The sequence below is a fragment of the Microcoleus sp. A003_D6 genome (assembly GCF_036702825.1).
Classification (GTDB): Bacteria; Cyanobacteriota; Cyanobacteriia; order Cyanobacteriales; family Microcoleaceae; genus Microcoleus.
Genome location: NZ_JAUBWA010000029.1, coordinates 1 through 13,332 on the forward strand (window position 1 = coordinate 1; position 13,332 = coordinate 13,332).

General features: G+C 43.5%; 12 protein-coding genes. 10 read left to right on the top strand and 2 right to left on the bottom strand.

Annotated features, from left to right (window positions below; translation table 11 throughout):
- Positions 1–56: 56 nt before the first annotated feature.
- Together QUB70_RS10595 and gloB are read right to left on the bottom strand one after the other, a co-directional pair.
- Positions 57–653, bottom strand: coding sequence for a PAS domain-containing protein (locus tag QUB70_RS10595; protein WP_332980159.1), 597 nt, complete (start codon positions 651–653; stop codon positions 57–59).
- A gap of 705 nt (positions 654–1,358) precedes the next feature.
- Complete coding sequence (gene gloB / locus QUB70_RS10600; protein WP_332980160.1) at positions 1,359–2,132, bottom strand: hydroxyacylglutathione hydrolase; 774 nt, start codon at positions 2,130–2,132, stop codon at positions 1,359–1,361.
- A gap of 346 nt (positions 2,133–2,478) precedes the next feature.
- Here gloB and QUB70_RS10605 point away from each other — a divergent pair, with 346 nt between their 5' ends.
- The 10 genes from QUB70_RS10605 to QUB70_RS10650 all read left to right on the top strand — a co-directional run bounded on the left by QUB70_RS10605 (position 2,479) and on the right by QUB70_RS10650 (position 13,318).
- Positions 2,479–2,682: a hypothetical protein gene (locus QUB70_RS10605; RefSeq protein ID WP_332980162.1), complete on the top strand. Its 204-nt coding sequence runs from the start codon at positions 2,479–2,481 to the stop codon at positions 2,680–2,682.
- A gap of 87 nt (positions 2,683–2,769) precedes the next feature.
- Entirely contained in the window at positions 2,770–3,771 is a 1,002-nt protein-coding gene (gene galE / locus QUB70_RS10610; RefSeq protein ID WP_332980164.1) for a UDP-glucose 4-epimerase GalE, read from the top strand.
- Positions 3,772–3,824: 53 nt separating this feature from the next.
- Positions 3,825–4,748 (top strand): alpha-1,2-fucosyltransferase, encoded by a 924-nt coding sequence (locus QUB70_RS10615; RefSeq protein ID WP_332980165.1) that lies wholly within the window; start codon positions 3,825–3,827, stop codon positions 4,746–4,748.
- Positions 4,748–5,575 carry a hypothetical protein gene (locus tag QUB70_RS10620; RefSeq protein WP_332980166.1) on the top strand — a complete coding sequence of 276 codons (828 nt, stop codon included), beginning with the start codon at positions 4,748–4,750 and terminating at the stop codon, positions 5,573–5,575. Before QUB70_RS10615 ends, QUB70_RS10620 begins: the two co-directional genes overlap by 1 nt.
- A gap of 150 nt (positions 5,576–5,725) precedes the next feature.
- Positions 5,726–6,541, top strand: a complete 816-nt coding sequence (locus tag QUB70_RS10625; protein ID WP_332980167.1) for a class I SAM-dependent methyltransferase — start codon at positions 5,726–5,728, stop codon at positions 6,539–6,541.
- The gene (locus QUB70_RS10630) at positions 6,538–7,695 is read left to right on the top strand and encodes a glycosyltransferase family 4 protein (protein WP_332980169.1); all 1,158 of its coding nucleotides are present in this window, start codon (positions 6,538–6,540) and stop codon (positions 7,693–7,695) included. Before QUB70_RS10625 ends, QUB70_RS10630 begins: the two co-directional genes overlap by 4 nt.
- Before the next feature lie 86 nt (positions 7,696–7,781).
- Positions 7,782–9,788 carry an ABC transporter ATP-binding protein gene (locus QUB70_RS10635; RefSeq protein WP_332980170.1) on the top strand — a complete coding sequence of 669 codons (2,007 nt, stop codon included), beginning with the start codon at positions 7,782–7,784 and terminating at the stop codon, positions 9,786–9,788.
- A gap of 112 nt (positions 9,789–9,900) precedes the next feature.
- Positions 9,901–11,115 carry a glycosyltransferase family 4 protein gene (locus tag QUB70_RS10640; protein WP_332980171.1) on the top strand — a complete coding sequence of 405 codons (1,215 nt, stop codon included), beginning with the start codon at positions 9,901–9,903 and terminating at the stop codon, positions 11,113–11,115.
- A gap of 155 nt (positions 11,116–11,270) precedes the next feature.
- A complete protein-coding gene (locus QUB70_RS10645; protein ID WP_332980172.1) occupies positions 11,271–12,221 on the top strand; it encodes a glycosyltransferase family 10 domain-containing protein in 951 nt (316 codons plus the stop codon).
- An 11-nt stretch (positions 12,222–12,232) separates the two neighbouring features.
- Positions 12,233–13,318, top strand: a complete 1,086-nt coding sequence (locus tag QUB70_RS10650; protein WP_332980173.1) for a formylglycine-generating enzyme family protein — start codon at positions 12,233–12,235, stop codon at positions 13,316–13,318.
- The last annotated feature ends 14 nt before the right edge of the window (positions 13,319–13,332 follow it).

Consider the following 13,332-nt stretch of genomic DNA (forward strand, 5'->3'; position numbering starts at 1 on the left):
TAAGGCTGAGATGTGCGTATTTAAATAACGACATCAAGCTAAGTATTTCTGCTTAGTCAAAAAGTGGGATGCTCCCGTCGATTCAGCCACCGCGCCGCTTGCAAATTGAGGTAGGTAAATCGCCAGTCTCGATCCAAAGCAAAGAACCCGTCCGAAATACTTTCGAGGGTGTCTGACAGTTGTGGCGCGGGCGCGTGAGTGACTGGTTCGGGCTTTTGTTGAGCGAGTTCCGTGAATGTTGTTACTACCGCATAGGGAGTCGATCGATCTCCCTGAAATAAAGGTTGAGAATTGAGCGTCAACCAAATCAATTCTCCGTTTGGTTGATAAAAGCCCATGATGACATTTGAGCAAGGTTGCCCGGTTTGCAGCGCCACCATCGCCGGGTGCATCTCGCCGGGAAAATCCGAGCCATCTTCACGCACAGTCTGCCACGGAGTGTTTATTGAAGAGCAGCCCTGCATCTGTTCTGCTGCGATCCCCAACAGCTTCGGCGCGTGAGAATTGCAACCCTGAATGCTGCCATCTGCCAATTGCAAAACCATCCCTATCTCTGTTGGCAAAGGCGCATTTGGGTAGAGTTCTTTGTTAGAATCCTCTGAAACAGAGGGGTCGATTTGCGATTGGGGTTCAGTATTGCCTGGATTTTTCATAAAAACAATACGGGAAGCGGGAAACGAGCGCGACTTTAGTCCTGATAGGAAAGTGACGCGGGGGACTTCAGTCCCCGTGGTCTTTATGCTATAATTAGACTGTAAGTAAGAACAAAAACATCTACGTATTGAAGCATCCTAGTATCGGAGAAATCCCGGCTCCTATGAAACAACGGTTAGGTTTTAGTCCTAGTGCAGTATGACAGGAAAGAGCAAATAAAGGCAGGTTGTGGAGCGTACCGCGTCTTGGCAAGCGTGATGGTTCTGAAAGCATAACAAAAGTAGCTAGAAACCTAAGTTTGACTTAGGCGACTAAGTAGACGGCGTTTGGCGACCGTAGCGAGAGTTAGACTTGGGTTTTGCCTAAATTTACTCTGTCAGCAGAATCTCAGCGGCTTCAGCCCGCTTGAGTGTCAATTTCTAACAACAATCGTTAAAACTGATATCAATTCCGGCTGTGCCGGAATGATATAGAGGACACCGCGAGTGCCTAAGTCCCTACGCCAGATGAATTGTAGGGACTTGGGAACTCGCGGTGTCCTGATTGCCGGTAATTTTAATTCCGATACAACCGGAATTGATATGAGATGTTGCACCATTATTAACAAGCCTTTGTGAAGCGGGCAGAATGCCCGCCCCACAAGAAGTATACTCTTTATAGCACAGGCCGGAAAGCCTGTTCTTGAAAATGGTGCAAGATGTGAATTAAAATCGGTCTTTCATCCCGCGCAATCGAGCAAAGGTTTGCACTGGATCGCGGGTGTTGGCGGCTGATTGGAGGTTGGGACAATCCCAGCGCAAAAATGGGTTTGTGCTTTTCTCGATGCCGATCGATGATGGTATCGTGGCTTCATTGCGGCTGCGCGCTGCTTTCACTTCGCCCAAGCGCTGCTGCAAATCAAGATTGTCCTCATCCACAGTTAGGGCAAATTGCAGGTTTTTCAGCGTGTATTCGTGGGCGCACCAAACTCTTGTATTGTCCGGCAAGTTTCGCAGTTGCGCGAGGGAGGCTACCATTTGAGTTGGAGTGCCTTCAAACAGTCTGCCGCAGCCTCCGGCGAATAAAGTGTCGCCGCAGAACAATTCGCCGGTTTCGCCTGGGTTGTTGGGGGGGAAATAGTAGGCTATGTGAGCTTTTGTGTGGCCGGGTACGAAGAAGATTTCGGCGGTTCTGCCGGCAAATTCAACGCGATCGCCCGCTTGTAAAAAGACTTGCTGTCCGGGTATTCTGCCTCGGTCTTCTGCACCGCCGCAGACTTTTATTTGGGGAAAGCGATCGATCAGTTGCTGGTTGCCACCTACGTGGTCGCTGTGGTGGTGCGTGTTGAAAATTGCTGTTAATTCGGCTCCGAGCGAGATCAGTTGCTGCAAGACCGGCTCTGCGAGGGCTGGATCGACGACTGCTGCTGTGTGGCGATCGGGGTCGTGCAGCAAGAAAATATAGTTGTCGGACAGTACGGGAAGCCGATAAACTTGCATAAAAAACTACCTTTCTAGGAAAATTATTATAGAATTTAATTGGTTAGAACGCTATTCAAAGGTACTGTGGAGAATTATCAGCTCCGCGCATCTATCTTTGGGAGTCAGGAACTCTGATACCTTATGTTGGCTGTTCCACAATTAATTTGTGGTCTGGTATGCTGTGGAGCATTTAAAATAGTATTGTAGGGTGCGTCAGCCCTATCTTGTTTCCCTTGCTTAGTAAGTGTTCTAGCTGACGCACCCTACAGGCCTCGTTAGTGGTTTAAATGTCGAACAGCTTATGCAGCTTTGGGTCAAGAACTGCAAGCAGCTTTGACTATTCTGACATAAAAGCGATGAATAAATGCGAACATCTCAAAACAAATCGAACTTAACAATTTCTCAAATGGTCGATCGGATTGTAGCATCTGGCAAAATCTCTCGCCGGGAACACTTAGTTTTGACTTCTGCTATCCTGTCAGATGATAAAATTTCAGAGGAGGATCGACATCAAATCAATCGGATATTTGATTATATCCAAATTGGTCGCCTCAAGTTTATCGATTGAACTTGTCAACTCCCCACATAAGTAGAGAAACGGCACTGCCGTGTCCCTACCGGACTTCTTGCAGCTACAATAAACAGGCAAAACAAAATGAGTGCAGAAAAACCAACTATTTTGGTGACGGGCGGAGCTGGATATATTGGCTCTCACGCCGTATTAGCGCTGAAAAACAGCGGTTACGGTGTAGTAATTTTGGATAATTTAGTTTACGGTCACAGAGATATAGTAGAGAAGGTTCTGCAAGTGGAGTTGGTAGTTGGCGATACGAACGATCGCACTCTGCTCGACAACTTGTTCGCTACCCACAAAATTGATGCGGTAATCCACTTTTCTGCATACGCTTACGTCGGCGAATCTGTTACCGACCCAGCTAAATATTACCGAAACAACGTCATCGGCACTATTACCCTTTTGGAAGCGGCGATCGCTGCTGGGGTGAAGAAATTGGTGTTTTCTTCTACTTGCGCGACTTACGGCGTACCGGAGAAGATTCCGCTAACAGAAGACCACCCGCAAAATCCGATCAATCCCTACGGTGCTACTAAGTTAATGGTAGAACGGATTTTGTCTGATTTTGACCCTGCGTACAATTTCAAGTCTGTTTGTTTCCGCTATTTTAACGCGGCTGGGGCCGATCCGAACGGGTTGTTAGGAGAGGATCACAATCCAGAAACTCACCTGATTCCGCTGGTGTTGTTCGCTGCTTTGGGGAAACGAGATTCGATCGCAATTTTTGGCACGGATTACGATACTCCTGACGGTACTTGCATTCGGGATTACATTCACGTTAACGATTTGGCGTCGGCTCACATTTTGGGATTGGAATATTTGTTAAATGACGGTAAATCTGATTTCTTTAATTTGGGCAACGGCGGCGGGTTTTCGGTGAAAGAGGTGATAGAAACGGCTCGCCAAGTGACGGGAAAAGAGATTAAGGCTGTTGAGTGCGATCGGCGTCCGGGAGACCCTCCTAGTTTAGTTGGTAGCAGCAAAAAGGCGATCGAAACCTTGGGCTGGTCTCCAGAATATCCCGATATTAAGGATATCATCTCCCATGCTTGGCAGTGGCATCAAAAACGCCACAACTCTTAGTATGTAGTATGTAGGGTGTGCATTGCGCACCTTACCCTCACAAAAAAGCGAGTATGCTAATAATATCTGCCAAATCGGGACAACTCGGCAACAGACTGCTACTTTTTGCTAATTTCATAGCTTTGGCGATCGAGAATAATTTAACTGTTCTCAATCCCGCTTTTGAGGAATATGCAGAATTCTTTGTTGGCACAGCCAGCAATCTTTTGTGCTGTTATCCTCCTCAATATTTTACCGTACCAGGTAACAAGTTTATCAGAAGTAAATATTTTAAACTTATTAACAATTTAAGCAAGAAAAATATCTTAAAAACGCAAGAAATAACCCGAGAAAAACCTTTTAATTGGGTAAAGTATCGGGATATTGAAACACTCAAGCACGGTTCAATTGTTTGTTTTCAAGGCTGGATATTTCGAGATGGCTGGTTTGTAGAAGATGTGCCAAAGTTACACAAGTACGCCGACAAAATTAGAGCCTACTTTAGATTATTAGAGCAATATACAATTAATGTAGAGAATTTGATATTGAATGTAAAAAATAACGCCGATATTATCATCGGAGTTCACATCCGTCAAGGGGATTACGCTCAGCACCAAAATGGGAGGTACTTTTACAAAACTGAGCAATACTTAGAAGTCATGAATTCAGCGGTAAAACTATTTGAAGGGAAGAAAATCAAGTTTTTGATTTGCTCTAATATTCCGCAAAGTTCTAGTTTATTCGATCGTTTCAACTGCATTTTTGCCAACGGTCATTTAATTGAAGATATGTATGCTTTGGCTGAGTGCGACTATATTATCGGGCCGCCTAGCAGTTATACTATGTGGGCTTCTTTTTACGGCGAAAAACCTCTTTACATGATTAGAGATGTCAGTCAAGCAATTAACCTGAAGGATTTTGTGCATTTTTATGAGTGGCAAGGAATTTTTAATTATCGAGATAACTGGAGCGAGAGTTTTTGGGAGTGGACGCACTAATGAAACTAGAAGCTAAGGGATTTATTACGATTTTAACCGGTTTGTACTCTTTTCAAGATTGCGTTCATTTTCTGGCATCTGTCAGGAAGTTTCACCGCGAACCAATTATTGTTTTAATAGATAGAGTCCCGCAATTTTTATATCCCTTACTTCAGGTGTTTGGAAATGTTATATTGAAACCTGCACCTAAGAACGAAAATCCTGTTTTATCGTCGCGGCAAGCTAAACTGGCTTTGTACGGGGAATCTCTGTTTGACAAGACTATTTATATGGATTGCGATATTTGTTTGCTGTCGCCAATAGATGAGGTTTTTGATTTTCTTGATGCGGTGGATTTGTTGGTGACGGAAGATGTCCAACCTGCGATTGCTAAAGCTGCTAATTTATTAAGAGTCAAGCAGGATATTATCTCAACGTTGCAATCAGTAGGATTACCCCTTAACGAAAATAGCATTCAATATAATGGCGGATTTATCGCTTTTACAAACAGCAGTAAAAATCAGGAATTATTCGATTTTTTTAAGAAATATTTCGATATAGTAGTTGCCAATCAAGATGTGCTACTCTTAAAAGACCAGGGTGCTTTTGCTGCTGCTATTGCATCTGTCAAGCCGAAAATGAAAACTTTGTCGCCTGTTTACAATTACTTGGACAAATGGAAAGATGTTTATGCGATCGACAAACCGATTAAAGTAATGCACTGCACTTATCCTTACCGCCCGCAGTACGCGAAGAACGTGACGAGAACGCTTTTTACTAGAATATTCGATCGCACGGCTAAAATATTGTTACCAAATCAACTTAACAATCCCTGGCGTTTAAAATAAACATTATTAAGTTACTCAACATTTAAAAAATTGTAAACATCTCTCTTTCTTTCTTTCTTTCTTTCCTCTCACTCTGCGCCCTCTGCGCCCTCTGCGGTTCAATAAAAAATTATTTACAAAAGTAAATAAAATATAACTACTCTAGCTACTGTGCAACACTACACTGAAGAATTATACAAATACTTACAAAAAACCTCCCAAGAATCAGCCAGAGAAATTATCCCTATCCTTTGGGAATTCGTGCAGCCCAAGCGAGTAATTGATGTCGGTTGCGGCACGGGAACCTGGCTGTCAGCATTCACAGAATTCGGCGTTGAAGATATTTTGGGAATCGACGGTGATTGGGTCGATCCAAAAATGCTAGAAATCCCCGCTGCTAACTTTTTAGCATTAGATTTAAACCAGCCTTTGCCCATTGAAAAACAATTTGATTTAGTTGTTTCCTTAGAAGTGGCAGAACACTTGCCCTCTGAGTGCGCCCAGATATTTGTAGAGTCTTTAGTGAAGCTGGGCCCAGTTATTTTATTTTCTGCCGCAGTACCATTTCAAGGAGGAACAAATCACGTAAACGAACAGTGGCCAGAGTATTGGGCAAAACTCTTTCAAGAGCAAGGATATGTGGCGATTGACTGCGTGAGAAATAAAATATGGCAAAACGATAGAGTTAAATGGTACTACGCCCAGAATATACTTGTATTTGCGAATACAGAATATTTAACAACGAATCCTGTTTTGCAAAAAGAGGCCGCTCGAACTAACATTGTTCAGCTTTCCTTAATTCATCCCCAGCTTTATTTGCGAACGGCATCAGCAGCAACCAATTTAAGACAAGAAATCAAAGATGCTTTAGCCTTAAAAGATCCGAGAATTTCCCTAAAAAAAGTAATTTTTGCTTTGCTAACCTTGACAAAAGCCCGGTTAAGTAGGAAAATAAAGCAGCTTTTTGATAAAAAAATTACCAAGTGAAAGTTTCATTAGTGGTGAGCGATTTGTCGGGAGGAGGTGCAATTCGTGCTTTTCTCTTGGCTCAAGTCCTGATTGAGCTTAACTATGAGGCAGAAGTTGTCGGATTTCAGTTTGGCAAGGAATTGTATGCTATTCCTCCGCGAGGTATCCCGGTATGTGCGATACCGGGGAAAAACTATCCGGGGTTTTTGATGGATGCTCAAAAACTTTTGAAAAAAATAGATGGGGATATTATTTATGCGGTGAAACCTAAACTTACAAGCTTTGGTTTATCGCTGCTAAAAAAACTGGATACTCGCCGCCCTGTGATTTTAGATATAGATGACTGGGAACTTAGCTGGTTCGGCGGAGACGAATGGAAATATCGCCCTGATTTCAAACAACTTTATCGAGACATTTTAAAAAAAAATGGTCAATTAAGAGAACCAGATCATCCGCTGTATGTCAAGTGGATGGAAAGTTTAGTTTCCCGCGCCGATGCTGTCACTGTGGATACTGAGTTTTTAAAACAGCGTTTTGGTGGTGTATATTTGCCTAATGGCAAGGATACTGAGATGTTCGACCCTGCTAAATACAATCCTGAATTGAGCAGACAGCGTTACGGGTTGTCCGGGTATAAAATCTTAATGTTTCCCGGTTCACCGCGACCTCACAAAGGTGTTGAGGATGTTTTGATGGCCCTCGAACAGTTAAATGAGCCAGATTTAAGATTAGCGATCGTCGGTGGAAGTCCTTATGATGATTATGATGATAGACTTATGCAACAATGGGGGCGTTGGATTGTTAAACTGCCAAGGTTTCCAGTCGAGACGATGCCGTCCGTTGTAGCGGCGGCTCATGTTATCGTTGTTCCTCAGCGAGAGACTATGACAGCGGTGGCTCAGTTCCCGCTCAAGTTGACAGATGGGATGGCAATGGCTAAGCCTGTTTTGTCTACGCGAGTGGGCGATATTCCAGCAATTTTAGGGGGAACTGGTTATTTAGTCGAGCCGAATTCTCCCGCTCAAATTTCCCAAAAAATTCAATGGATATTCCAAAATTTGACAGCAGCAAATTTTCAAGGAATGAAAGCTAGGGAAAGATGCGTAGAGAAATATAGCATTCAAACAATGGCGCCAATCCTTTCAGATATAATTTCAGGTATGTCGAGGTAACTTTTCAGTTACTGAATGGAGGAATATAAGCTGGCTGTAATTAAAAAATATTTTGAAATGTCGTACTGTTTAGCTGGAAATGCTTCATGTCTGCAAATAAGCTACTCCTAAAATTTGCCAGACGATATCCAGGCAGGATTTTTTTGACTGTGCTGCTGGGCTTTTCTGGGGCTTTATTCAATGGTATCAGCACTACTCTGATTGTACCAGTGCTTTTAAATTTTTTGCAGGAAGCTGTCGAGTTGCGGGGCGCTCCACCTTTAATTAAAACTTTGATGTATCCCTTTGAAGGAATCCCTCAAAGTCAGCGTTTGGTGTTAATGACGGCAGCGATTGTTCTGGCAATTTTTTTTAAAAATATTGCAAGCTATACTAATAGTTTAGTAGCTACTTCTCTGACGCGCTCTTTGACTTGTGACTTGCGAGAGGCTGGTTTGCGGTTGTTGTTGCTCAAAGTAGATTTGGATTATTATTCAAAAACTAAAGTAGGGGATTTAATTAATAGATTGGGGGGAGAAGTGGGTCGGACTGCTAGTGCAGTTGGCACGGCTATAGGAATGTTTACTACCTCAATTACTGTTTTGGTGTTTGTGGGTTTGCTGCTTTCAATATCGTGGAAACTGACGGTGACATCTACAATTTTGTTGGGGTTAGTCGCTTGGACAAATCAGTACTTTATTACCCGTTCTAAGCATTTTGGGCATCAGTTGTCCGAAATGTCGAAAGATTATTCAGTTAGGGTACTGGAAACCATGACTGGGATTCGGTTGGTGAAGTCAACTGGGAACGAGGAAAGGGAGTACGAGCGGATTAAGCAGTTAATTCAAAGGCGAGAAAAAGCCGATTTCCAAGCTCAAGTAAACTATGCAGCGATCGCCCCGATTAACGAAGTGGTGAATTTGATAGTTATTATTTTGATCGTGTTTATGGGTCGCACAATATTTGCTAATGAAATAGAGTCGATTTCTACTGTTTTACTAACCTATTTATTGGTACTGTTTAGGCTAATTCCTTTAATTTCTCAGTTAAATAGCGGTCGCAGTCAATTTGCGAATACGTCGGCTAGTGTAGAGGTGGTAAACGATTTTTTAAGGGAGGACGACAAGCCATCTATGTTAGATGGAAAAGTGCGTTACACTCAGTTGCGATCGGGAATTCATTTTAATAAAATATCTTTTAACTATCCAAATCATAAAAATTTAGTTCTTCATGGAGTAGATTTATTTCTGCCTCACGGCACTACGTTGGCTTTGGTAGGGAGTTCTGGTTCTGGTAAGTCAACTTTGGCAGATTTACTGCCGAGATTTTACGATCCGACGGAAGGTTTTATCTCGATTGACGGCACCGATCTGCGTAAATTTGAGCTGAAAAGTCTCAGAAAAGCTATGGGAATTGTTAGCCAAGATACGTTTTTGTTTAATGCTTCAGTGCGCGAAAATATTGCTTATGCTAGGCAAGAAGCAAGCGAAGCAGAAATTGTGGAAGCGGCGAAGGGAGCAAATGCTTACGAGTTTATCGAACAGTTGCCGGAGGGGCTGGATACTCAAATTGGCGATCGGGGCGTGATATTATCGGGAGGGCAGCGTCAGAGAATTTCCATTGCTAGAGCACTGCTGCAAAACCCGGAAATCTTAATTTTAGATGAGGCAACGAGTTCCCTGGATACAGTTTCGGAAAGGTACGTGCAAGAGGCGATCGAGAAATTGAGTTGCGATCGCACAACCTTGGTAATCGCCCACCGCCTCTCCACAGTCCAAAAAGCCGACAAAATCGCCGTGATCGATCGCGGACAAGTAGTAGAAATGGGCTCCCACGAAGAATTGCTAGCAAAAGGAGGCTACTATACTCGCTTGTATTCAGTGCAATTTGCCGAAGAAACCGCTCGCGATGAAGCTCTAATTAGAGGTTCTTACGAAATTCGCACTCGCCTGACTCCCATGATAGCTTATCTCAAATTGCTAGTCGATGAAATGGTAGATTCTCCCGAAGAAAGAGACGAATTAATCAGAGAATCATTTCACTCTGCTGCTAATATTTTTAAGACTTTAGAATTTATAGAAAAGACTATTAAGCGTCAGGCTGTTAAAAAGTAGTCAGTTGGCAGTTGGGAGTTGTCATTAGTCAGCAGTCAGTAGTCATTAGTCAACAGTCTGTACAGTCAACAATTACCAATTACCAATTCCCAATTCCCAATTCCCAATTACCATGTCTAGATATTATGTATTTTTTACCAGAAATGTCTTGCCGCAACCGAATGTAGCCAGCTTAGTTCAAGTTGCGCACTCTGCCAATGCCGCAGCAAATCTCGGTTTACCAGCAGTTTTGGTATATCTCCGCAAAGGATGGAATGCTTTTAATCCAGTTGATTTGTTTCATCCTTTTCAACCGAGAAAACCCGACGAAAAACTTGCCCAAATATACAATATTCAAGATAAATTAAAAATAGCAGATTTACCGATGCCGTGGCCGATCGACCTTTTCGACAGTAAGTGGACGAGTTCGAGTACAATAGTATCAAAATACTACTTACCGATTCACCTGCTGAAGTCCACCAAAATCGTCCACACCCGCGACTGGAACTTTGTCAAAGCGGCAATTAAAAACGGAATTCCTGCTATCTACGAACAGCATCACCACGAATCCAAGCAATTTGAGCCGGAAATTATCCGCAATCCGCTGTTTCAGATTGCCGTAACTGTTGCCGATACCGTGCGAGAAAGCATGATTGAAAATGGAATGCCGCCGGAAAAAGTGATTATGCTGCACAACGGTTTCAATCATTTATTTCTCGCGAGACAAACCCAAGATGCCCGGATATGGCGACAGAAGTTATTAACGGATGGAAGAGAGAATTTAGCAGTTTATGCGGGAGGGCTTTACCCGTTTAAAGGTGTTGATATGTTGGTGGATGTGGCTAAGGAATTGCCAGGAGTTCAATTTGCGATCGCAGGCGGTGATTCATCCCAAGTAACAGCATACCAGAAGTTAGCCAAATCCAAGCAAGTTAACAACATCAAATTTCTCGGCTACCTGCGGCAAAATCAACTTGCTAGCTTGCTGCAAGCAGCCGATGTTTTGACTCACCCGCACTGTTTGACAGAAGCCGCGACGTTCACTTCTCCTTTGAAGTTCTTTGATTATATGGCATCGGGAACTCCGATTGTCGCGACGGAAATTGCATCTTTAATGGAATTTAAATCGGGAAATATAGCAGCAACTTGGTGCGAACCGGATAACCCGCACAAGTTCGCGCAAAGCATTCGAGATAGTTTAACCAAATATCCTAGGAAAATCGCAGGTTATTCAGAAACAATAAATTTTGTCAAGCAATTTTCCTGGGAAAATAGGATTGAGAGGATTTTGAGTTATGTAGATGAGTCATTGGTAGGGTGCGTCAGTCCGCAGGCGACAGACAATTGATAAAATTATCAAAACTGACGCACCATTAACTGTGCGGTGCGTCAGCTTTTAAATTATCAAAACTGACGCACCATTAACTGTGCGGTGCGTCAGCTTTTAAATTATCAATTATTGCAAAAATCACCCAAGCTGACGCACCCTACATACTACTAATTATGAACCCAAAAATCATCGGCACAATCACCACCTACCCAGGCATGAACCAAAGCGACTGGCTGTGGCAACAAACCCCCCACAACTTCGGCCAATGGGGAAATATTCAAATGCTAGCCAACCACCCAGAACCCGATTTTTTACTCATGTATCAATTCGACTTTCCCAAACCGCTCAAAAATCAATCCTGGCTCGACAAAATCCGCCGTCCCAGCCCCCAAACTCCAGAAAACGACATTCGAGAAAAACTGCGCGGAGTCCCCAAAGAGCGCATAATTTACCTGATCCGGGAGCCACCATTACCAGAAGTTATTGAAATTACCAAAGCCAACTACGAACAAGCAAAACTTTATTGCGGTTACATTTCCGGCCCCGACGATTTCGCACCCAAACCAGATTATATGCCGGCGATTTGGTATCACTCTAACTCGTTTCGAGAACTCGATGAAATGCCGCCACCAACTAAAACTAAATCCTGTTCTTGGATTACTTCAGGTGTTAGCCGCAGCGCCAATCACCGCCACCGATTAGATTTTATCAAATTACTGCGATCGCAAGAATTGGATTTTGACCTTTACGGGCGAAACTTGCCAACTTGGGCACAGGGAAACGGGACGGTTAACAATAAATGGCACGCCGTCGCACCATACTATTACAACTTAGCTATTGAAAATTATGCCGAAAACGATTGGTATGTCAGCGAGAAGCTTTGGGATGCTTTATTAGCTTGGTGTTTGCCAATTTATTACGGCGGTTCGGCGGCGGATAAGTTGTTGCCGGCGGGGAGTTTTCTACGGCTGCCGAGTTTGGATGAGAAAGGAGTAGAATTTATTAAAGAGGTTGTGGCTAATGCGGATTATTGGGAGGAAGCGAGGGAGAAAATTGCCGAAGCCAGACAAATCATTCTCCACGAATTGAACTTGCTCAATTGGCTGTCTAACTTTGTATCTTAAGAAATAGCGCCATGACAAAAAATCAAAATCAACCCAGAGAATACGATGCCGTAAAGGGTGGTCAAAATCCACCGCCCATAGGTGCGGCTGTCTTAGGAGGCTTTCTCGGCGTTAAAAGTCGTTTGGCTTCACCGATTGTAGAGGTGAGAATTGCTGCACTGTCTGAAGCGATGAAATATGGAGATGCAGGTTTAGATTTAATAATTGGAGGATTGCAAAATGAATCAATGCAAGTAAAATTAGCTGCCTATTCACTGCTGAAAGATAGGGATGACTTAAAGCTTAAACCCCATTTCCCTCAAGACTATCTCCCTACATTTGACTTTGATGTCATCACAGTCGATGCTGAAGGAAAAGAAAACAGCCGCCGTAAGTCCTTTGCTCGCTTTTTTCCTGAAGACTTAGGGAAGGGAGTTATGCTAGAAATGGTTTATATTCCAGGCGGCACTTTTATGATGGGTTCGCCAGCAACAGAGGAAAATAAATACGATCGCGAAGATCCGCAGCATCAAGTAACAGTACCGACTTTTTTTGCAGGAAAATATCCCATCACCCAAGCGCAGTGGCAAGCAGTGATGGGAAACAACCCATCCTATTTCAAACTCAAAGGAGAAAAACTTCCTGTAGAAGAAGTATCGTGGGAGATGGCAGTCGAATTCTGCGTCAAACTTTCGCAAAATACCGGGCAAAAATATCGCCTCTTGAATGAAGCAGAATGGGAATACGCTTGCCGTGCCGGTACAACAACCCCATTTTATTTTGGGGAAAACATTACTCCGAAATTAGTCCACTATCATAGATATAGATCCTACGCAAATGCCCCCGCCAATGTAGGGAGTTTTCTCCCGAATGCCTTTGGACTGTACGATATGCACGGCACTGTTTGGGAGTGGTGCAGCGATAGATGGCACGATAGCTATAACGGCGCACCAACTGACGGAAGTTCCTGGGAAACTGGCACATCTGAATGGCGAGTGCAGCGTGGGGGTTCCTGGAAACTCTGTGAAGACTTTTGTCGCAGTACCAGTCGTAACGGGGGATCGGCGCGCGATAGCGTCCAGGATGTCGGTTTTCGTGTGGCTCTGGTTTCTGCGTAGCCTCCGGTTTTTGG